Origin of the sequence: Stenotrophomonas sp. SXG-1 (genome assembly GCF_014083965.1) — a bacterium.
In the GTDB taxonomy this organism is placed as follows: Bacteria; Pseudomonadota; Gammaproteobacteria; order Xanthomonadales; family Xanthomonadaceae; genus Stenotrophomonas; species Stenotrophomonas geniculata.
The window spans coordinates 2,567,098-2,588,123 of record NZ_CP046588.1 but is presented as its reverse complement, the minus strand read 5'-3'; the positions used below and the strand labels follow the sequence as shown (position 1 = coordinate 2,588,123).

Annotated in this window: 16 protein-coding genes; 8 read left to right on the top strand and 8 right to left on the bottom strand. The window is 68.0% G+C overall.

What is annotated here, in order from left to right; all coding sequences use genetic code 11:
* Window positions 1–70: 70 nt before the first annotated feature.
* The 7 genes from GOC52_RS11870 to GOC52_RS11840 are packed head-to-tail and all read left to right on the top strand — an operon-like array spanning window position 71 to window position 9,631.
* Window positions 71–1,267, top strand: a complete 1,197-nt coding sequence (locus tag GOC52_RS11870) for an MFS transporter (protein WP_021204252.1) — start codon at window positions 71–73, stop codon at window positions 1,265–1,267.
* Window positions 1,264–2,457 carry an isochorismate synthase gene (locus GOC52_RS11865; RefSeq protein WP_191849515.1) on the top strand — a complete coding sequence of 398 codons (1,194 nt, stop codon included), beginning with the start codon at window positions 1,264–1,266 and terminating at the stop codon, window positions 2,455–2,457. Before GOC52_RS11870 ends, GOC52_RS11865 begins: the two co-directional genes overlap by 4 nt.
* The gene (locus GOC52_RS11860) at window positions 2,454–4,106 is read left to right on the top strand and encodes a (2,3-dihydroxybenzoyl)adenylate synthase (RefSeq protein ID WP_099559491.1); all 1,653 of its coding nucleotides are present in this window, start codon (window positions 2,454–2,456) and stop codon (window positions 4,104–4,106) included. The genes GOC52_RS11865 and GOC52_RS11860 overlap by 4 nt, the downstream gene beginning before the upstream one ends.
* A complete protein-coding gene (locus GOC52_RS11855; RefSeq protein WP_155029697.1) occupies window positions 4,106–4,738 on the top strand; it encodes an isochorismatase family protein in 633 nt (210 codons plus the stop codon). The genes GOC52_RS11860 and GOC52_RS11855 overlap by 1 nt, the downstream gene beginning before the upstream one ends.
* Window positions 4,738–4,995, top strand: coding sequence for a phosphopantetheine-binding protein (locus GOC52_RS11850; RefSeq protein ID WP_191849513.1), 258 nt, complete (start codon window positions 4,738–4,740; stop codon window positions 4,993–4,995). The genes GOC52_RS11855 and GOC52_RS11850 overlap by 1 nt, the downstream gene beginning before the upstream one ends.
* Complete coding sequence (locus tag GOC52_RS11845; RefSeq protein ID WP_191849510.1) at window positions 4,992–8,882, top strand: enterobactin synthase subunit F; 3,891 nt, start codon at window positions 4,992–4,994, stop codon at window positions 8,880–8,882. Before GOC52_RS11850 ends, GOC52_RS11845 begins: the two co-directional genes overlap by 4 nt.
* Window positions 8,873–9,631 carry a 2,3-dihydro-2,3-dihydroxybenzoate dehydrogenase gene (locus tag GOC52_RS11840; RefSeq protein WP_043396371.1) on the top strand — a complete coding sequence of 253 codons (759 nt, stop codon included), beginning with the start codon at window positions 8,873–8,875 and terminating at the stop codon, window positions 9,629–9,631. The genes GOC52_RS11845 and GOC52_RS11840 overlap by 10 nt, the downstream gene beginning before the upstream one ends.
* A 138-nt stretch (window positions 9,632–9,769) precedes the next feature.
* On the opposite strand, the gene GOC52_RS11835 is transcribed toward GOC52_RS11840, so the two are convergent.
* From GOC52_RS11835 to GOC52_RS11810, 6 genes are all read right to left on the bottom strand, one after another.
* On the bottom strand, window positions 9,770–11,227 hold the full coding sequence (locus tag GOC52_RS11835) for an esterase-like activity of phytase family protein (RefSeq protein ID WP_191849508.1): 1,458 nt from the start codon (window positions 11,225–11,227) through the stop codon (window positions 9,770–9,772).
* Between the two features lie 21 nt (window positions 11,228–11,248).
* Complete coding sequence (locus tag GOC52_RS11830; RefSeq protein ID WP_191849506.1) at window positions 11,249–13,567, bottom strand: TonB-dependent receptor; 2,319 nt, start codon at window positions 13,565–13,567, stop codon at window positions 11,249–11,251.
* 284 nt (window positions 13,568–13,851) lie between these two features.
* The gene (locus GOC52_RS11825) at window positions 13,852–14,229 is read right to left on the bottom strand and encodes a DUF2894 domain-containing protein (protein WP_053443175.1); all 378 of its coding nucleotides are present in this window, start codon (window positions 14,227–14,229) and stop codon (window positions 13,852–13,854) included.
* The gene (locus GOC52_RS11820) at window positions 14,219–14,857 is read right to left on the bottom strand and encodes an OmpA family protein (RefSeq protein WP_005409939.1); all 639 of its coding nucleotides are present in this window, start codon (window positions 14,855–14,857) and stop codon (window positions 14,219–14,221) included. Before GOC52_RS11820 ends, GOC52_RS11825 begins: the two co-directional genes overlap by 11 nt.
* Window positions 14,854–17,118, bottom strand: coding sequence for a DUF802 domain-containing protein (locus tag GOC52_RS11815; RefSeq protein ID WP_191849504.1), 2,265 nt, complete (start codon window positions 17,116–17,118; stop codon window positions 14,854–14,856). The genes GOC52_RS11820 and GOC52_RS11815 overlap by 4 nt, the downstream gene beginning before the upstream one ends.
* Before the next feature lie 10 nt (window positions 17,119–17,128).
* On the bottom strand, window positions 17,129–17,782 hold the full coding sequence (locus GOC52_RS11810) for a DUF3348 family protein (protein WP_010485248.1): 654 nt from the start codon (window positions 17,780–17,782) through the stop codon (window positions 17,129–17,131).
* 146 nt (window positions 17,783–17,928) lie between these two features.
* On the opposite strand from GOC52_RS11810, the gene GOC52_RS11805 reads away from it, so the two are divergent.
* Complete coding sequence (locus GOC52_RS11805) at window positions 17,929–18,849, top strand: M14 family metallopeptidase (protein WP_043396360.1); 921 nt, start codon at window positions 17,929–17,931, stop codon at window positions 18,847–18,849.
* Here GOC52_RS11805 and GOC52_RS11800 read toward each other — a convergent pair.
* Together GOC52_RS11800 and GOC52_RS11795 are read right to left on the bottom strand one after the other, a co-directional pair.
* Window positions 18,753–20,564 (bottom strand): phosphoethanolamine transferase, encoded by a 1,812-nt coding sequence (locus GOC52_RS11800; protein ID WP_191849502.1) that lies wholly within the window; start codon window positions 20,562–20,564, stop codon window positions 18,753–18,755. The genes GOC52_RS11805 and GOC52_RS11800 overlap by 97 nt on opposite strands.
* A 73-nt stretch (window positions 20,565–20,637) precedes the next feature.
* The gene (locus GOC52_RS11795) at window positions 20,638–21,024 is read right to left on the bottom strand and encodes a diacylglycerol kinase (protein WP_010485254.1); all 387 of its coding nucleotides are present in this window, start codon (window positions 21,022–21,024) and stop codon (window positions 20,638–20,640) included.
* Window positions 21,025–21,026: the final 2 nt, after the last annotated feature.

Genomic DNA, 21,026 nt, shown 5'->3' with positions numbered 1-21,026 from the left:
AGTGGGGCGGGTGCCGGGCGGGGCGTGCAGACGCGCCCGGCCAATCCTTTCCTGTTACGGCTGGTGTTCCATGCACGCACGTCCCGTCGTTCCCGGCTTGCCGGCGCTGGTGTTGGCTGCCCTGATCGGCACCATGGCGATGATGTCCTTCGTCGCCGTGATCGGCCCGGTGGTCCGCATGCTTGGCCTGTCCGAGTGGCATGCCGGGCTATCGGTCACCGCTGCAGGCGTGCTGTGGATGCTGGCCGCGCGCCCCTGGGGCCAGCTCAGCGACCGCATCGGACGCAAGCGCGTACTGATGCTGGCGATGAGTGCCTACACCGTGGTCTACATCGCGCTGGCGGTGTTCATCGACGTCGCCCTGCAGGCAGTGCCGCCGGTGCTGGTGTCAGTGCTGGTGCTGGTCGGCGCGCGTGGCCTGATCGGCCTGTTCTACGCGGCTGTGCCTCCTACCGCAGCGGCGCTGATCGCCGACAGGGCACCCACCGGACAGCGTGCAAAATTCCTCGCCCGCTTGGGCAGTGCCAACGCGCTGGGCATGGTGCTCGGCCCGGCCGCCGCGGGCTGGCTGGCCTATACGAATCTGTCGCTGGCGCTGTACGTGGCCGCGCTGCTGCCGTTGCTGGCACTGGCATTGCTGGCCTGGCGCCTGCCGGCTACACCGCCCGTGGTGGGCGCGTCCGCACAGCGCCGCACGCCGATGAGCCGCCTCGACGCGCGCCTGTGCCTGCCGCAGCTGGCAGCGTTCATCGCCATGGTCTCGGTGACTATCGCGCAGGTCACGGTCGGCTTCTTCGCAATTGATCGCCTGGGTCTGGATGCGGCGACCGGCGCGCGCATGGCCGGCATTGCACTCACCGCCGTTGGCGTCGGCCTGATCCTGGCGCAGGCGCTGGTGATGAAGCTGGAGGTGCATCCACGTCGCTGGATCGTCCTTGGCGCCCTGATTTCCGGCATCGGCTTCACTTCGGTGGCGGGCGTGCAGCAGGCCTGGCAATTGCCTGCGGCGTATGCGCTGGCTGCGTTCGGCATGGGCTTCGTATTCCCCTCGTTCCAGGCGCTGGCCGCCGATGCGGTAGAGGCGCACGAGCAGGGCGCCGCCGCAGGCACCGTGGCGGCCGCGCAAGGGCTGGGCATGGTGGCCGGGCCGATGCTCGGCACGCTGTTGTATCGCGGCGGGCCAAGCCTGCCTTACCTGCTGGTGGGCGCGCTGCTGCTGTTGCTGTGCGCGCTGGCCGCAGCGCATCGGATGAAGGAGACCCCATGAACGATTCCCTGATGCAGGGCGCGTGGCCGGAGGCTGCGCCAGCACCACAGGAGAGCACCGACGACGCGTCGCTGTTCCTGCTGCGGCATGCCGGCCAGCACGTGCACGCCCGCGGTTGCCGCGCCACGTTGCCAGCCGGTGCACTGGCGACGTTGGCAGAACGCGTTTCGGAGTTCTTTGCCCAGCAGCGTGGCGGCCCGAGCCTGCTGGTTGGCGCGGTGCCGTTCGAGCCGCGTGCCGACGATGCGCTGTACCAGCCCGAGCGCCTGCTGCCGGCGCTGGCACTGCAGCCGCAGGCCGCACCGCCGCTGGACGGCGCCCTGCGGGCCGAACCTGTGCCGCAGGACTATGCCGCTGCAGTCGCTGCGGCAGTGCAGGCCTTGCGTGCGCCCGAGCAGAACCTGCATAAGGTGGTGCTGGCGCGCAGCCTGCTGGCACGCACCCGCCAGGCGCTTTCTCCGGACGTGCTGCTGGCACGCCTGGGCGCGGATCCGTCGGTGGCGACCTACGCGGTGCCGCTTCCGGTGGAGCTGGGCCAGGCACCGGCCTGGCTGGTCGGTGCGACGCCGGAGCTGCTGCTGCGCAAGCGCGGCGCCGAACTGTTGTCGCATCCGTTGGCGGGTTCCGCGCGGCGCAGCGCCGATGCCGCCGAGGACGAGCGTGCGGCGCAGGCGCTGCTGGCCTCGACCAAGGACCACGACGAGCACCGCCACGTGGTCGAAGCCATCGTCGAGGGCCTGGCACCGTACTGCAGCCACATCGATGCGCAGGCGCGCCCGGTGCTGCATGCCACCGCCAGCATGTGGCACCTGGGCACCCGCATCCACGCCACCCTGAAGGATCCGCAGACGTCTGCCGCCGAACTGCTGGCGCAGCTGCACCCCACGCCGGCAGTCTGCGGTACGCCACGGTTGGCGGCGCTGCAGCGCATCCGCGAGCTGGAGCCGGTGCCGCGCGGCTTCTACGCCGGTGCCGTGGGCTGGTTGGACGCGCAGGGTGACGGCGACTGGCACGTGGCGATCCGCTGCGCGCGCCTGCAGGGCACGCAGTTGCGCCTGTATGCCGGTGCCGGCATCGTCGCCGAGTCACACCCCGAGGCCGAGGTGGCCGAAACCGCAGCGAAGTTTGCTGCCCTGTTGAACGCGCTGGGTGTCCATGAATCCGCGCCCGCCATCGAGCCTGCCGCATGAGTACCTCCACTGACGCTTCCCGCCTGCCGCTGCAGCAGGTGTGGCCCGACACGTTGGTGGCGCGCTATCGCGAAGCCGGTCACTGGCGTGGCGAGACCTTCCCGGGTTTCCTGCGCGAGCGTGCAGAACGCTATGCCGATGACATCGCGGTGGTCGCCGGCGACGTACGCCTGAGCTATGCGCAGCTGTGGCATGAGGCAGGCCGCATCGGTGCGGGCCTGCTGGCGCTCGGCCTGCAACCTGGCGAACGGGTGCTGGTGCAGCTGGGCAATACCGCCGGGTTCATCGCCACGGTCTGCGGCCTGTTCCGCGCCGGCCTGGTGCCGGTGTATGCGTTGCCGGCGCACCGCATCACCGAGCTGGTCCACTTCGCCAAAAAGGCGGAAGCCAGTGCCTACATCACCACCACACTGCACGATGGCTTCGATCATCGCGGGTTGGCAAGGGCGCTGCAGGCCGAAGTGCCGGCGGTTCGCCATGTGGTGATCGACGGCGATACGGCGGAGTTCATCGCGCTGGAGGCACTGCAGGGCGATCGCAGCCAGCTGCCGTCCGATCCGGACCCGCAGTCGGTGGCGTTCCTGCAGATTTCCGGAGGCAGCACTGGGCTGTCCAAGCTGATTCCACGCACGCACGACGACTACATCTATTCGTTCCGCGCCAGCAATCAAATCTGCGGCATCGACCGCGACAGCGTCTATCTGGTCGCGCTGCCGGCCGCGCACAATTTCCCGATGAGCTCGCCCGGTTTCTTCGGCGCGTTGTACGCCGGCGCCCGCGTGGTGTTCAGCCCCGGCCCCGGGCCGGATGCGGCCTTCCCGCTGATCGCCCGCGAGCAGGTTACCTGCTGCGGGCTGGTGCCGCCGCTGGCGTTGCTGTGGGCACAGGCCGCCGCCACCAGCAAGCATGACCTGTCCAGCCTGCAGGTACTGCAGGTGGGCGGTGCCAAACTGGTGCCGGAAGCCGCACGGCGGGTGATCGACGGCCTTGGCTGCACGCTGCAGCAGGTGTTCGGCATGGCCGAAGGCCTGGTCAACTACACACGGCTGGATGATCCGGAGGACCTGATCGTGGCCTGCCAGGGCCGGCCGATCAGTCCGGATGATGAAGTGCGCGTGCTCGATGACCATGACCAGCCGGTGGCCGAAGGCGAGGTAGGGCATCTGCTCACCCGTGGGCCGTACACCATCCGTGGCTACCACAACGATGCGGTGGCCAATGCGCGCTCGTTCACCGACGACGGTTTCTACCGTACCGGTGACCGCGTGCAGCAGCTGCCCGGGGGCTACCTGGTGGTACAGGGGCGTGCGGGTGACCACATCAACCGGGCGGGCGAGAAGATCTCTGCCGAAGAGATCGAGGATCACTTGCTGGCACATCCGGGAGTGTTCGATGCGGCCGTGGTCTCCATTCCCGACGAGTACCTGGGCGAGCGCAGCTGCGCCTTCGTGATTCCGCAGGGCGAGCCGTTCAAGGCACCGGCTCTGAAGTCCTGGATGCGCGGGCGCGGCCTGGCCGCATTCAAGGTGCCCGACCAGATCGTGTTCGTCGACAGCTTCGATACCACCGCGGTCGGCAAGATCAGCCGCCGCGAACTGCGCGCGCAGCTGCGTGCGCGTCATCTGCAACAGACAGGAGGAACGCGCTGATGGCGCTGCCCCGTATCACCGATTACCCCTTGCCGACTGCCGCTGAACTGCCGCAGGCGCGTGGCCCCTGGCGCCCCCGGCGCGATCGTGTCGCGCTGCTGGTGCACGACATGCAGCGTTACTTCCTGGCCGCATTCGACGCTGGCAACGCGCCGCTGCGGCCGGCCGTGGACAACATCGCACGCCTGCTGGCGCATTGCCGCGCGCACGGCATTCCGGTGTTCTACACCGCTCAGCATGGCGACCAGGACCGCCGTGACCGTGGCCTTCAGGCTGACCTGTGGGGGCCGGGCATGCGCCGCAGCGCCGATCACGAACCGATCATCGAAGCACTGGCACCGCAGCCAGGGGAGCACGTGCTGGTGAAGCACCGCTACAGCGCGTTCCAGCGCAGCAACCTTGAAACGCTGATGCGGGTGCGCGGCCGTGACCAGCTGCTGGTGACGGGCGTGTACGCCCATATCGGCTGCACCGCGACCGTGGTCGAGGCCTTCCAGCGTGATATCGAGGCCTTCATCGCCGCCGATGCGGTGGCGGACTTCTCGCGCGCCGACCACGATCAGGCGCTGCACTGGATCGCGCGCACCTGTGGTGTGCCGATGACCACCGATCAGCTGCTGGAGGTGCTGTGATGGCTGCCATGGGTGAGGCGCTGGATCTGGAGCGGATGCGCGCCGACGTAGCGCGCGTGCTGGAGTGCAGACCGGCCGAGATCGGTGACGACGACAACCTGATCGACCTGGACCTGGATTCAATGCGCATGCTCGGCCTGGTCCTGGCCTGGGGCAACACCGGCCTGCCGCTGGAGTTCTCGCAGTTGGCCGAGCACACCACGCTGCGCCAGTGGTGGGGTGTGGTGCAGCAACTGCAGGCCGCGCAGAACGCATGAACACCGCAGCGCTGGCCACGCCGGTGGCGTTGACCGAGGCCCAGGCCGGGCTGTGGTTTGCACAGCGGCTGGCACCGGACAATCCGTCATTCAATACCGCGCACGCGGTATGGATCGACGGCCCGCTGGACGTGGCCGCATTTGTCGCAGCGGCAGACCAGGCTGCGCGCGAGGCCGAGGCCTTCGCATTGCGCTTTGCCGAAGGGGCTGATGGCCAGCCGTTGCAATGGCATGACCCCGCACACGTGCCGTTGCTTTCGGTGCGTGATGTGTCCGCCGAGACGGATCCCGCCGCTGCGGCACGCAACCTGATGCACGCCGACCGGCTGAGCCCGGTCGATCCCACCCGCGACCGGATCAGCCAGCAGGTGCTGCTTGAACTGGGCGGGCAGCGTTGGGTCTGGTACCTGCGCGTGCATCATCTGGCGGCCGATGGTTACGGCATGGCGCTGTTCACTGATCGCGTGTGCGCGCTGTATGCCGGTCGTACGGGTGAGCCTCTGCCGGGGCTGGCGGGGGTGCTGGCCGACGATGCTGCTTATCGTGCCGACCCGCGCCGCACGCAGGCCGGGCAATGGTGGCGCGAGCACATGCAGGGTGCACCGGCGGGCATGGGCCTGGCCGGTACGCTCGCGGCCAGTGACGACGCGCTGCGCTGGGTGCAGCCGCTCGATGCGGCATTCCGTGAGCAGTTGCTGCAGGCATCGGTACGTTGGTTGCAGCCCTGGCCAGACGTGCTGGCCGCGTTGTCGGCCGAGTACCTGCGGCGGATGAGCGCGGCCGATGAAGTGGTGCTGGGCGTGCCCTACATGGGCCGGCTCGGCAACGCGTCGGCACGGGTACCGGCGATGGTGATGAATGTGTTGCCGCTGCGCGTGGCCGCCGGCGAGGGCAGCGTCGAGACCTTTACCCGCAGCCTGGGCCGGCAGCTCAGCCAGGGCCGCAAGCACGGCCGCTACCGCGGCGAGCAACTGCGCCGGGACCTGGGCCTGGTCGGCGCGCAGCAGCGCCTGCACGGCCCCCTGGTGAATGTGCAGCCGTTCTACAAGCCGCTGGCGCTGACGGGCGCGCAGGCGGCGCTGGAGGTGCTGTGCACCGGGCCGGTGGATGACCTGACGCTGGGCTTCCGTGGCGATGGCCAGGCGCTGCTGGATCTGGAGATCGAGGCTAATCCCGCGCTGTACAGTCGCGAGGATGTCGAGGCGCACGCGGCGCGGCTGCTGCATTTCGTGTCCTCGGCACTGCAGGCTGACGATATCGCAGCCGCACCTCTGGCGACGCCCGAGGAGGCGCAGCAGGTGCTGCAAGGCTTCAATGCCACCGCGCACGCCCTGCCGGAGACGACCCTGGTCGAGCTGCTGCAGCAGGGCATGGATCGGGACCCGCACGCGCCGGCACTGGTGTTCGGCGACACTACGCTGGACTACGCAACGCTGGAAGCGCGCAGCTTCGCGCTGGCGGCACAGCTGCGGGCGATGGATGTCGGCCCGGGCAGCGTGGTGGCGGTGGCATTGCCGCGCTCGCTGGAGCTGGTGATCGCGCTGGTCGCGGTGCTGCGAGCAGGCGCGGCCTACCTTCCGCTGGACCTGGCCCATCCCGATGAGCGGCTGGCCCGTATTTTCGCGTCGGCACAGCCGGTGTGCGTTCTGGCTGCGGCGGACGTAGCGGCACGCATGGCCGGCGTGCCAGTGCTTGCGCCGGAGCAGTGGACTGCGCTGAGTTTTGCCGCACCGTGGGCCGATCCGGCACCTGACGATGCGGCCTACGTGATCTATACCTCCGGTTCGACCGGCGAGCCCAAGGGCGTGGTCGTCGAACACCGCGCCATCGTCAACCGCCTGCTGTGGATGCGCGAGCACTATGGATTCAAGGCAGACGACCGCGTGCTGCAGAAGACCCCGGCCACCTTCGACGTCTCGGTCTGGGAGTTCTTCCTGCCGCTGCTGTGCGGAGCCACGCTGGTGGTCGCCGGGCCGGACGCGCATCGCGACCCCACCGAACTGGCGCGGCTGATCCGCGAGCATGGCATCACCACGGCGCATTTCGTGCCGTCGATGTTGGATGCCTTCCTCGCTGCACCGGCCTCCGAAGGGCTGCAGCTGCAACGGGTGTTCACCAGTGGCGAGGCACTGGATGATTCGTCCCGGGACCGCTTCCACGCGCGTGTGCACGCCGAGCTGCACAACCTGTATGGCCCGACCGAAGCTGCGGTGGACGTCAGCTACTGGCCGGCGTCGGCGCAGGATCGTTCGCGGCCGGTGCCGATCGGGTTCCCGGTCTGGAACACCCGCCTGTACGTGCTGGACGCCCGGATGCAGCCGGTGCCGGTGGGCGTGCCCGGTGACCTGTACCTGGGTGGCGTCCAGCTGGCGCGTGGCTATCTCGGTCGCGATGATCTGACTGCCGAACGTTTCATTGCCGATCCCTTCCTGACGGGCGAGCGCATCTACCGCACCGGCGACGTAGCCCGTTGGCGCCGCGATGGTGCGGTCGAGTATCTCGGCCGCAGCGACCACCAGGTGAAACTGCGCGGCCTGCGCATCGAACTGGGCGAGATCGAGGCGGCACTGCGCGAGCTGCCTGGCATGGAGCGGGTGGAAGTGCTGCTGCGCCAGGATGCTCCCGGCGAAGTGCGTCTGGTGGCGTATCTGCCGACCGCGCTTGCCGATGCCGTAACGCTGCGCAGCCACCTGGCCACGCGCGTGCCGGACTATATGGTGCCCTCGGCGTTTGTCGGCGTGGACCACTGGCCGGTGACCGCCAACGGCAAGCTCGACCGCAACGCGTTGCCGAAGCCACCGCAACTTGAAGTTGCCGGCTTGGCGCCGCGCACGCCGTTGGAACAGGAGCTGGCGTTGTTGTTCGCCCAGGCGCTTGGGCGTGAGGCGCCGGTGGCAGTGGATGCAGATTTCTTCAGTCTCGGCGGTGATTCGCTGTCGGCGGTGCACCTGCTGCTGGCGATCGAGCAGCGCTGGCGCTGCGATCTGGGTCTGGGTGCCTTGTTTGCGCAGCCCACCGTGGCCGCGCTGGCGGTTCGTATTGCCGAGCCTCCCGCGCTGGCCGATCACGCACTGGGGCCGGTGATCGCATTGGCCGCAACCGACGCCGCCGGGCCCACGCCGCTATTCGTGCTGCATCCGGCCGGGGGGATCGCCTGGAACTACCGCACCCTGGCCCGGGCACTGCAGCCGGCACGCCCGGTGTATGGACTGCAGTCGCCGGCACTGGACGCGCGGCAGCCGCTGCCGAGCAGCATCGAGGCGATGGCCAACGACTACGTACAGCGCGTGGTCGCATTGCAGCCAAAGGGGCCGGTGCACCTGCTGGGCTGGTCAGTGGGGGGCATCCTCGCCCAGGCGATGGCGGTGCGCCTGCATGAGATCGGCCGCGACGTCGGCGAACTGGTGCTGCTGGACGCCTATCCCAGCGAGTGCTGGCGGGCCGAGCCGGAACCCGATCCCATTGCCGCATTGCGGGCACTGCTGGCGATTGCCGGCCACGATCCGGATGCGCATCCGGAACTCGACAGCCGTGAACGCATTCTGGGGTTCCTGCGCCGTGGCGGCAGTGCACTCGGCAGCCTGCCGGATGTGGTGCTCGATGGCGTGGTGCGCGCGGTGACCGGCACCAATCGACTGATTCGCGAACATATTCACCAACCGTTCGACGGCACGCTGGTGCACGTCCGTGCTGGTCGGGATCATCAGGCGCGGCCACAGCTGCAATCGACGTTGTGGCGGACCCACGCGCGCAGGGTGCAGGCGCTGGAACTGCCGTTCCTGCACGCCGAACTGACCGGCCGCGATGCGGTGGCGCAGCTGGCGCCGTGGTTGTCGGCGCGGCTGCGCCACTGGGATGAGCAACAGGAGATCGCAACATGCAGTTGACCGGTTTCGATGGCCGCGTGGCGTTGGTTACGGGTGCATCCGGCGGCATTGGCGAGGCGTTGGTACGGCTGTTGGCCGAGGCCGGCTGCACGGTGGTGGCGACCGATCGCGAGACGCCGCGCGTGGCCGATACCCGGGTGAAGTCGCTCGCACTCGATGTAACCGACAGCGCCGCCGTGGACGCCTTGGTGGATCAGGTCGAGTCCAGCATCGGGCCGATCATGCTGGCCGCCAGCGTGGCCGGCGTACTGCATGTGGGCGGCGTCACCGGGACCACCGACGACGACTGGCGCCGGGTGTTTGCAGTCAATGCCGATGGCGTGTTCCATGTCGGAAGGGCGTTGGCGCGGGTGATGTCACCGCGTCGGCAGGGCGCGATGGTTACCGTCAGTTCGAATGCGGCCGGTGTACCAAGGCACGGCATGGCGGCCTATGCGGCCTCCAAGGCCGCCGCCACGATGTTTACCCGCTGCCTCGGGCTGGAACTGGCGCCGCTGGGCATCCGCTGCAACATCGTTGCCCCGGGTTCAACACTGACCCCAATGCAGACCGGCATGTGGCTGGACGAGCATGGTGCCGAGCGGGTGATCGCCGGCACCCTTGAAACCTACAAGGCCGGCATTCCGCTGCGCAAGCTGGCCACCCCGGAGGACATCGCGCACTCGGTGATGTTCCTGCTCTCCGAACAGGCCGGGCATGTGGCGATGAGCGACCTGTATGTGGACGGCGGCGCCACCCTGCGTGGGTGAGCTTTTGTAGAGCCGAGCCCATGCTCGGCTGTTCCTTCAGAGATACGGATGCCTGAAGGAAAAGCAGCCGAGCATGGGCTCGGCCCTACAACAAACAGTGGGTTGATCCGGTAGCGGCGGGCCAAGCCCGGCGACGATTCAAGGCAGGGTCAGGCGGTACACCAGCACGCGGTTGTCGTTGTCGTACGGGCTGTCGCAGGCCTGGCCCTGCATGCGGCAGTGGCGGGCGATGAAGTCGTTGTCGTTGCCGATCAGCAGCAGTACGTCGTTCGGGTGCTGCGGGTCCAGCGCCGGCAGCACGTCCATGGCTTCCCACTTCTCTGACAGCAGTCCGGCATGTGGGCCGCGCTTTGTGTCCAGGTCCAGCCCGGCACGGGCCAACTGCGGGCGGTCCAGCAGGTTCAGCAGTTCGTCGCTGCGTGCTGGCATGATCTCCGGCTTCAGCGCGGTGTCGGTCGGGTCGGCCAGAACCGAGGCCGTGCCGGTTTCATAAGCACTTTCGGCCAGGTTGGTGGCATCGGTCACATCGACCAGCAGCACCGACTTGTAGACGATCGGGTCGTCGCCGTCCTTGCCCAGCCCGTTTCCGTCGCGGGCCAGCAGCAGAAAGCGATGGCCGTCCAGCGCGCGCAGCTCGCTCTGCGCCGCGGTTCGGTCCAGCTTGCCCTTGCCGTCGTGCGCGTAGGCAGGCAAAGCCATCACGTAATGGCCGATCGGCTGCTGTGGCGTTGGCGAGGCCGTCACGTCGTAGACCAGCACGCGGGTGTTGATGCGGCCCGCCGCGTTGCCCTGCGCGCTGTCCTGCAGCGTCGCGCTCTGCAGGGCGACGTACAGGCGGCTGCCGTCGGGTGACAGGCCCATGCCTTCCACGCCCTGGTTGTTGCGTCGACCGGTCTGCGGTGGTGCCAGCGAACCGAACGCCGGCTTGCCGTCGCGCTGCGGACGGATCGCGGGTGGTGCCACGATCACACCCTGCACCTGGCCCTGCGCATCGAAGTAGTAGACGTTGGCGGTGTACTCGTCGCCGATATAGAAGTGGCCATCTGCGGTGAACTGCAGTGACTCAGCATCCAGCGAGACCTTGCCCGCACCGGCGCCGCTGGCCGGCGAAGGCAGCACCACCTGGCGCTGAGTGACCGTGTGGTCGCCCGGGTCGGCACCGGTGAACGGCTGCCCGTTGAAATCCTTCAGTATCACGCCCTTGTCGGGCACCATCGCCAGCGTGCCAAGCTCGGGCTCTCCCGGGGAAACGTCGATGCGCAGCTGCATGCGCTCGACGCGGCCGGTGTAGTCGTAGAACAGGCCAGCCTCGGGATCGTTGCGGCCGCGGTCGGGCAGGGTCCACAGCACGCCTTCGTAGCCGTTGGCAGTGCGCTTCCAGGTGCCGGGCTGCACCGCCAGCGACGAGAACGATCCCAGCGTGTCGCCCAGGAAGTCCACCGTGCCCGCCGGCACCCGCCCGGCGGCGACCAGGCCTTTGTCCACATAGCTGCGACCGCCCAGCTGCAGGGTACGCGGCGCTGCACCCGTTGCCTCATGCGGAGCGGAGTATCCGCTGGCGGAGAGAGTGGCCATCAGCAGGGCGGTCGTGAGCATCAGTGGACTCCGGGCGGTCAATCAGAAGCGAAGGTCGATCGTACCGAACACCTGGCGTGGTGCCGAGGCATGGAACACGTACAGTTTGCCGGCCGGGTCGCTCGGGGCGAACACGCTCGAATCCAGGTTGCTGGCATAGCGCTTGTTGGTCAGGTTGGTCACGTTGAACGACACGCGCATGCCCTTGGCGAAGCCGACCTGGCCGAAGTCATAGCCACCGGCCAGATCGAACACGGTAAAGCCGCCGAAGCCCTGGTCGTTGGTGTAGGTGTAGAAGCGTTCGCCGGTGTACTTGCCGCGCAGGCTGGCGAACCAGCCGTTGTCGCGCCAGGTGATCTCGGTGGCCAGCAGCTGCTTGGGTGTATCGGTCTGGATCTTGCCCTTGATCTGCTGCTCGACGCCGGCCTGCACGTAGTTCGACGCATAGGTCGAGCGGTTCAGCGAGGCCGAGGTGTACCAGCTGAAGTGCTCGTTCGGGGTCCACAGCACGGTCAGCTCGGCACCACGGCTGTCGACGCCGCCGACGTTGTAGAAGCGGTTGCCGCAGGTCGGGCCGACCGGCTGCCGCGAGTCGCAGGGGTTGTACTGCAGCAGGCGGTTGTCGAAGCGCACGCTGTAGGCCGCGACCGAGGCCTGCAGGGTATCGGTGACGAAGCGGTAGCCGGCCTCCAGCGAGCGGGATTCTTCCGGCTTCAGGTTGCCCTGCGCGTTCCAGGTGGCCTGGCTGACTGCCTGCGGGCCCAGCTTGAAGCCGCCCTGGAACATGGCGATGTTCTCGGCGTAGCTGGCGAACACTTCGTGATGCTCGGCCAGGCGGAAGTTGGCGCCGATGCTGGGCAGGAAGTTCTTGCTGGCCTTCAGTTCGCCGGTGGCGAACTGGTTGTTGGAGGTCGGCGAGATCGGCGCCTTCGCGTCGCCCGGCAGGGCCTGCGCATCGGAGGTGGCATGCGGGCTCTTGGCGCCGAACTCCAGGGTCAGGCGATCATCGAGCAGGCGCCAGGTGTCCTTCAGGAAGAACTGGTGGGTCTTCCAGCGCGTGCGCTGGGCGAACACACCGACGTCGGAGGGCAGGGTGTTCATGCCACTCAGGTCGCGCGGGCCGTCCACGGCGGTCTGGTAGCGCTCGGCGCTGCTGGTGTTGCGCTCGTACCAGACGCCGCCCTCGATGCGGTGCGCGCCCAGTTCCCAATCGAACGAAAGCGTGCCGCCATCGCGGTCGATGGTATAGATCGTGTTGCGGAAGATGATCGGGATTTCCTGCGCGGTGCCCTTGTTCGACCACGCGCCGCTGTTCCAGTTGTGGCCTTCGCCGCGGTCGTCGTGGTGGTAGGCCAGGGCCCGCAGGCTGAAGCCATCGGCCAGGAAGAAATCGCCGGCCAGGTAGTACAGGTTGTCATCGCGCAGGATCTGCCCGGCGGTGAACGCACCGTCGGCATCCTTGTCCCGGCCGCTGCTGTCGCACTTCTTCGCGTTGAAGCTGGCGGTATTGCAGTAGGCCTTGGCCACGGCCTTGTTCCAGTCCGGCGCATAGCCGCCCCAGTCCCAGCCCAGCCCGCGCGACATCTCGTCCTTGGACAGGTAGAAGTAGTCGGCCTGGGTAGTGCGCGAGGTATCGACGAAGCCGGTGATCTGGCCGCGGCCGAAGTTCCACACGCCCTTGGCGTTGAACTGCTTGGTGGTGGATCTGTTGTAGGCGGTCTGGTCGTTCCACAGATCGGAGACGGCATTCATGCCGGAGATATAGCCGGAGAAACCGTTGTACTCGCCGCTGTCCACACGCACGAAGGTGCGGCGGTTGGCATCGCTGCCGAAGGTCTGCACCACGCGGCCGCCGAGTTCCTGGGCCGGGCGGTCGGAGGTGTACGAGATGGTGCCACCGAGGTTGCTGGTGGACGGCGTGCCGAGGCTGCCGATACCGACGGCCAGTTCGGCGCCGGCCATGTTCTCGCTGATCAGCGCACGGTTGATGGTCAGGCCGTTGTAGTTGTTGTACGCGCCATCGCCCAGCGGCACGCCATCCAGCGTGTAGCCGAGGCGGGTGGAGTTGAAGCCACGCAGGCTGAGGGTCATCGACTGCTCGTTGGTGCCCAGCGCATCGGCCGACTGCGCGTTGACGCCCGGCAGCAGGTTCAGGGTCTTCTGCAGGCCGGTACCCGGCGGCAGGATGTCGAGGTTCTCGCGGGTGATGCGCTGCACCTGGCGCGCTTCACCGCTGCCGATCACCGAAACCGCATCGAGGTCGGTGGCGGACGTGCCATGGGAGGTCGGGGCAGCATCCTGCGCCCAGGCCGCGGGAGCAAGCGCGATCGACAGCGCGGCGGCCAACAAAGTCTTCGTCATGTTGCAGACACTCAGGCAGGCACGAGCCACCGCGCTGGCGCGGAGCTCATGGAATTGAAAAGGGGAGACAAGCGATGCGACTGCAGGCGCTGCACGCGCCGTGGGCCCACGTGAAAATGGTGCGCTAGACAGATGACTGTCTGGTGACACCGCTACACGCGTGGCATGCCGGAGCATGCATTGATATATGCCAACCTTGGTTGGCATGCGCGGCGTCGTTGGTGGAACGCCAACCAAGGTTGGCGTCTACGGGGGCGCCGAACGAGGTCGGCGTCACTGTACGATCAACCCGCGTTGCGCGGCTTGCGCGTGCGCTTCGGCTTTGCGGTGTCACCACTGCTCACGGCACCGTCCTGCAGCGCCTGCAGCCAGGACAGGGTGTCCACGTAGTCGATGAAATGGCGCAGGTAACCTGGGCTGGCGGCCTGCATCGTGTCCAGCATGCGCTGCACCAGCACCGCCGAGTTCAGCGGGCCGCCGTCAGCCGGAGCCTCGGCGCGCAGCGAGCGGCGCACCTGCAGTTCGCTGCGCAGTTCCGACCACTCGCGCTGTACCTGCTGCAGCATCGGCACCCGCGGGTAATGCGGCAGCGAGCGCGACCCCGCATCGAGGTCGCGCACCAGTGCGCGCAGTCCCTCCAGTGCGGGCGGCTTACTTGGCATCCGGGGCCTTGGGCTTGGGAATCGGCGCGATCTCCACGCGACGGTTGCGTGCGCGTCCTTCCTCATTGGCATTGGAACTGACCGGCTGCTCGCTGCCGAACGCGGCGGCGAACACGGCGTCAGCCGGTACGCCATCGGCAATCAGGGTACGGGTCACGGTCAGCGAACGTTGCGCGGACAGCTCCCAGTTGTCGGCGAAGCGGCGGTTGCCTTCGCGCACCGGCGCATCATCGGTGAAGCCGCTGACCATGAGGATTTCTTCGCGACTGCCCAGATAGGCGGCCAGCGGTGCCGCCAGGCTGCGCAGCAGCTCCTGGCCTTCCGGCTGCAGCTGGTCGGAGTTGAGCGCGAACAACACGCTGCCGCTGATGCCGATGCGGCCGTCAACCAGCGTCACGCGACCGGCAGCCAGCGGGCCAGCCAGTGCCTGTTCGAGCGTCTGCAGGCGCTTGGCTTCGGCCTGGCGCTGCTTCACTTCCTGGTCCAACCGCTGCGACAGCTCCAGCTGCACCGCGACCACACCCACCAGGATCAGCACGAACGCACCCAGCAGCACCGACATCAGGTCGCCGAAGGCGGCCCAGATCGGGGCGTGTGAGCCGCCATCGACCTCCAGCTCGTCGCTCATGCGCTGCCGGCCTTGCCGCGGCGCGTGGCCAGCTGCTGCAGTTCTTCCATCACCTGCTTCTGCGACAGCAGGCTGAGGTCGACCACCTCGCGCGCCTGCGCCACGTAGTAGGCCAGCTGCTCATCGCTGCGGGCCAGCGAGGCATCCAGTGCGCCGCCAATCTGTTCCAGGCGGCCGGAAAGCTCGGTGGAGGCACTGCCGAACTGCGCGACCGCTTCACCAAAGGTGCTGGCCAACTGGCCCACTTCACCGGCGCTGCCGTTGAGCGCTGCGGCGATGCCGTCCAGCTTCCCGGTCTCGGCGGCGATATGGTCGGTGAAGCGGTTGCCGACGCGCTCCAGCAGCTCGGCCGATCCGCCAACCAGCGCGTCCACGGCGGTGCGCTGTTCGTGCGAGGCATGGTTGATCGCATCGAGCAGGGTCTGCACGGTGGCCAGCAGGCGACCGCGTTCTTCCAGCATTGCGTTGTCACGCACCAGGCTTTCAGAGAGCGTGCTGCGCAGTTCGTTGATGACGTCGGCAGCGGCCTTCGGCGCGGCTGCCGCGGTCTGCAGCAGGGTGGAGACTTCGGCCAGCGTTGCGCTGGCCTGTGCACGACCGTTCTCGCCGATCTGCTGTGCGGTCGCCGCCAGCGTGTCGCAGACCTGCTGCTGCTGCGCAGCCAGGCGCTCGCCGTTGGCCCGCAGGCGCTCGGCCAGGTCGGTGGAAACGTGCTGCAAGGCATCGCTCCAGCGCTGCAGGCGCTGTTCGTCGCCGGCCTGCAGCTGCGCATGCAGCGCGGCGTGGGCTTGCTGCAGTTCGGCGCTGACCGCGTCCCAGCGCGCCTGGCGCTGCTGTTCGCGAGTGTCCAGGCAGGCCTGCAGTTCGGCGTGCGCAGCTGCGGCGGCAGCCTGGGCGGCCTGCCACTGCTGCGAGCGCTGCTGTTCGTGGTCCTGCAGCAACGACTGGCTGGCGTCGTGACGCTGCTCCAGTGCCCGCAGCAATGCCTGCGCATGCTCGTCCAGCTGCTGGCCGGCCGCCAGCAGCGCCTGCTGCTGGCGCTCGACCAGCGCGCTGTTCAGTGCCTGCTGCTGCTCGATGGCGGCGCGCCAGGCCTCGGCGTTGCCGTTGGCATCGACCTGCAGGCGCTCGCCGATGCGCGCGACCAGTGCTTCGGCCTGCGTGCCCTGGCCATCGCTGAAGGCCTGCAGGTGCTGGCGCAGATCGTCCACCAGGGCCTGCTGTGCCTGGCTCTGTTCACTCACCACCTTGGCCCAGCTGGCTTCGGTCGCAACGCGGCTGCGCTCGAAACCGTCGCTCAGGCCAGCCAGCTGCTGCTGCACGGCCTGCTCGACGCGGGCGTGCAGTGCTTCGCTGTGACGGGCCAGGCCAGCCAGCGTGGTCTCGGCCATCGGCTGCAGCGCACCGCCGATGGCGGCGGCGCTGGCTTCGGCGCCTTCGCGCAGCGACTGCTGCAGCGAGACCGCCAGACGCTCCTGCAGCGCCTGGCTCTGGGTCAGGAATTCGGCCTGGCCGGCCAGCAGGCGCTCGTTGGCGGCCGTGCTGTGCTGTTCAAAGGTCTGTGTCATCGCCTGTAGGCGGTCGACCAGTGCCGGCAGCGCGGCGGACTGTGCCTGCAGCAGGCGCAGCGACTCGGCGCGCTGCCAGGCCTGCGAGTAGGGATGCAGGTCGCCTGCAATGGCCCGGTCCAGCTGCTGCACGGCCTGCAGCCGATCCCGACGCAGCAGCGCCGCCAGCAGGCCGAGCATGGCCGAGCTGGCCACACCGGCGATCGAGGTACCGAATGCCACCGCCAGGCCCTGCACCGGCGAGGCCAGCGAGCCGCGGATGGCGGCCATGTCGGTCGCGCTCTGCAGGGCCAGTCCGGTGCCACGCAGCGTGTCCATCATGCCCAGCAGGGTACCGAGCATGCCCAGCAGCACCAGCAGGCCGACCAGGTAAGGGGTCAGCACCGGTGCGGGCAGGGCGGTGCGCTCGCCCTCCACGCGCAGGCGCACGGCGTTGCGCAGGCCTACCGGCACGCGCTCCAGCCAGGGGGCGAGGCTTTCCTTCGCGCTGGACAGGTCGTTCAGTGCGGCGCGCAGGCCGTTGCTGGCCTGGCGGTAGCGGTACAGCTCCACGCCACCGGCGATGTAGCAGGCCGCGATGATCGCCGCCACCGCTGCACCCAGCGGATGCACCGAAACGTAGCCAATGCCGATCCAGCACACGGCCAGCAGGCCGACAAGGAAGACAACGACATGGAAAGCAGTTCTGGACATGGTGTTCCGGTCAGTGGGAGCGCAGGGCGTCTTGCAGCCCTTCGATCGGGTGGAAGCGCAGCTGCAGCTCGGCGAGCAGCAGCGTGCGCATGTCATGGCGGAAGGCCGTGCGCCAGCCGGGCTGGCCGTGCACGCGTTCAAATCGGGCGCCGAGCACGGCCGGCGCAGTGGCCAGCAGGCTGTGCTCGCGCGGGGTGAGGGTCTGTTCCATCACCGCATCGACCTCGGCCAGCCGCGCCAGCTCGGGCGAAACCTGTACCAGCTGGTCGCGCAGGCGGCCGCGCAGGCGGCCCGTGGCGGTCTGGATGGCCTGCTGCAGTACCCGGTAGCGCTGGCGCAGCGAGGCGAAGTTGGGTGCGGCGGCAGCTTCGGCCAGGTCCAGCAGGCGCTCGGCCTCGGCATCCTCACTGATCGAGGCGAGCAGGCTGGCGTGCGCCTGGGCGCAGTCGGCCAGTACATCCTCGACCGCTTCGGCGGCTTCACCGGGCTCGGGCAGGCGTCCGCCGAGCGCCCCGGACAGGGCCACGGCACGGCTCCAGTCCACCCACTGGCCGAGGCGATCGGTCAGGGCGGGACTGGTGGCCGGCATCGCGCCGTCGCTGAGACGGGCGAGCAGGCGGAGGAACTCCGGTCCACCCAGGACCGGCTGCGCTGCGTTCGCCATCAAGGGGTGAGGGGCCAAAAACCATTGATTTTACAACCAGATGACCCCGGCTGGATGAAGGCGGGGCGGGGCGGGGGCGCCCGCAGGCGCGACAAGGCTTAGAATGTCCGGCTGCACCCATCCCGTTCGACCCCTGGAGTTCCCCAATGACCGTTGCGCAGTTCTACCCGATCGGCACCCCCGGACAGCCCTGGGGCGACGCGGAACGCGCACAGTGGCGGGCCCGCCAGCAGCGCCGGCGCAGCTACCACGACGACGTGGTGGCCGCGCTCGAGCGCCTGGACGACAGCTTCGATGTGATCCAGTACGGCCAGCTGGACTATGCGCCGGACCATTACCCGCTGTTCGCCGTGGTCAACCACGACTGGAACCCGGCGCTGCCGACCGCGCTGATCACCGGTGGCGTGCATGGCTACGAGACCAGCGGCGTGCACGGTGCCCTGCAGTTCCTGGAGCAGCAGGCGGAGCGTTACCTGGGCCGGCTGAACCTGATCGTGGCGCCGTGCGTCAGCCCGTGGGGCTACGAGCGCATCCAGCGCTGGAACCCGGACGCCATCGACCCCAACCGCAGCTTCCGTGACGGCGGCCAGATCGTGGAAGCCGCCGCCCTGATGGCCTGGGTGGCCGAGCGCAAGCCGAACCTGCTGGTGCACCTGGACCTGCACGAGACCACCGACAGCGACCTGCAGGAGTTCGATCCGGCGCGTTGTGCCCGCGACGGCAAGCCATTCGAGCGCGACACCATTCCGGATGGTTTCTACGTGATCGGCAACAGCGAAGATCCGCAGGCCGAGTTCCAGAAGGCATTGATCACCGCCGTGGCCCCGGTCACCCATATCGCCCCGGCCGATGCCGAAGGCAACCTGGTCGGCCTGCCGCTGCAGTCGCCGGGCGTGGTCTGGGGTGAATCGCGTTCGATCGGCGCCTGCGCCGGCTTCACCGACGCGCGCTTTGCCACCACCACCGAGGTCTACCCGGACAGCCCGCGCACCAACCCGCAGGAATGCAATGACGCCCAGGTGGCGGCGGTGTGTGCGGGCCTGGATTTCGCCCTGGCGGCGCAGTAGCGCGCCACGTTCCGGGCAGCGACCGGCATCAGCCGGCGCCTTTCCTTGGCCGGTGAGGTGGCCACAGCCGGCGAAGCCGACGCGCGGCAACCTGCGAACACATCCAGATCGTGCTGGTACACCCCGCTGTTGACCGCGAACAGGCCCAGCAGCGAGTGGAAGAGGTTGTCGTGGCTGTGCGCCCGGTGCAGGGCATTCTGGTGCAGGCAGGCCAGGTCCAGGCCTGCGTTGCGGCTGAATTCCGGTGAGAACCACATCACCATCGGCACCTGGGTCTGCTCGCGCGGGGCGATGAAGTAGGGCGTGCCGTGCAGGTACATCCCGCGTTCGCCCAGCGACTCGCCATGGTCGGACACATAGATCAGTGCGACATCACGCTGGTCCGCATAGCCCTGCAGCAGGTCGATGGCCTTGCCCAGCAGGTGGTCGGTGTGGACCAGAGTGTTGTCGTAGGTGTTGACCAGCGCCTCGTTGCTGCACTGCTGGATCTGGTTGCTGTCGCAGGTCGGGCTGAAAGCCCGCGACGCTGCGGGATACCGTTCAAAGTAGGTCGGCCCATGACTGCCGAGCTGATGCAGCACGATCAGGGCGTCGCCGTTGATGGCATCGATGCGTGCGCCCAACTGGTGCAGCAGCACGTCGTCGTAGCAGGTGCCGTCGGCGTTGACGCACTGGCCGGCCACCTTCAGCGCAGGCATGTCCTCGGTCGGTACGCGTTCGCACACGCCCTTGCAGCCGCCGTTGTTGTTGTTGCGCCAGAGCACGCGGATGCCGGTGCGCTGCAGCATGTCGAGCACGTTCTCCTCGGTTGCGGCGCGCACGTCGTCGTACTGGCCTCGGGTCATCTGCGAGAACATGCACGGCACCGAGATGGCCGTGGCGGTCCCGCATGAGGAGACATCATTGAAGCTGATGACGCCTTCCTTGCGCGAGAGCCGGGGATTGGTCGCGCGTGGGTAGCCGTTGAGCTGGAAGTTCTGTGATCGCGCGGTCTCGCCGACGACCAGGATCACCAGCTTCGGGCGCGGGCCCGGCGCGCGCCGTGCGTCCATGCCAATCGCGCGCAGCGGTTGCTGGCGGGTGCTGTAGAGGCTATTCAGGTAACCGTGGGTATGCCGCACCACGTTCAACGGCAGCACCTGGTCGCGGATGTAGCGGTTGTTGCGAAGCAATGACGAATAGTCCTTGTAGAACGCAAAGCCGATCGCCAGCAGCACCATCATGGATACCAGGACGTTGACTGGCCACACCAGGAACGAACGTATCGAGCCCGCCCCGCTGGCGGTGCGCATCAGGACCAGCCCGGTCGCGGGCAGCCCGCCCAGCGCCAGCAGGGTCAACAGCAGTGGCAGCGACAGATAGGCGTTCAGTTCAGCCTGGTTGGTCTCGAACACGTTCTGCACCATGCTGCGATCGATCAGCACGTTGTAGTGCAGCATGAAGTAGCTGCAGGCGGCGCTGACGACAACGAGCAGCACCAGCAGCGGCCTGCGCAGGAACGGCAGTGCCAGCAGTGGCGTCAGCAGCAGGTTGAACAGGCAGAAAAGCACCACCGGCAAGCTGGCCAGGAACAGCACGCTGCGCAGGCTGTTGAGGTCGATCAGCCCCCACAGCGTCTTCCAGAGGGCGATGTTTCCAATCGTGGTGAAGAACAGTGCGGTGGCCCAGACCAGAACGATCGGATGGGGCCGTGGAAAACGGCGGCGTTGACGCACGAGCAGGTTCCGTGGAGCGGGAGTGCGCGCAGTATCGAAACCGCTTTATCAGGAAGTTGTCAGGTTGGGCGGACTAGCCCAGCAGGATCACGCCCCACACCGCGCCCACCATCAACAGTGCGGTGGTCTGCGCGGCGCTGCCCATGTCCTTGGCGTTCTTGGACAGTGGATGCTGTTCCAGTGAGATGCGATCGACCACTGCTTCGATCGCCGAGTTGAGCAGTTCCACCAGCAGGCTGATGAAGCAGACCGCCAGCACCAGCGCCCGTTCGAGCTTGCTGATGTCCAGCACGAACGCTGCAATGATCAACAGCGCGTGCAGAAGCAGCAGTTGGCGAAAGGCCGCCTCGCCGCGGAAGGTGGCGATGAAACCATCGCGCGAATGGATGAGGGTGTGGAAGATGCGGCTCAGGCCGCTCTTGCCGTGCGGGTACTTGCCGCTGTCCTTGGGGTGCTGCATGC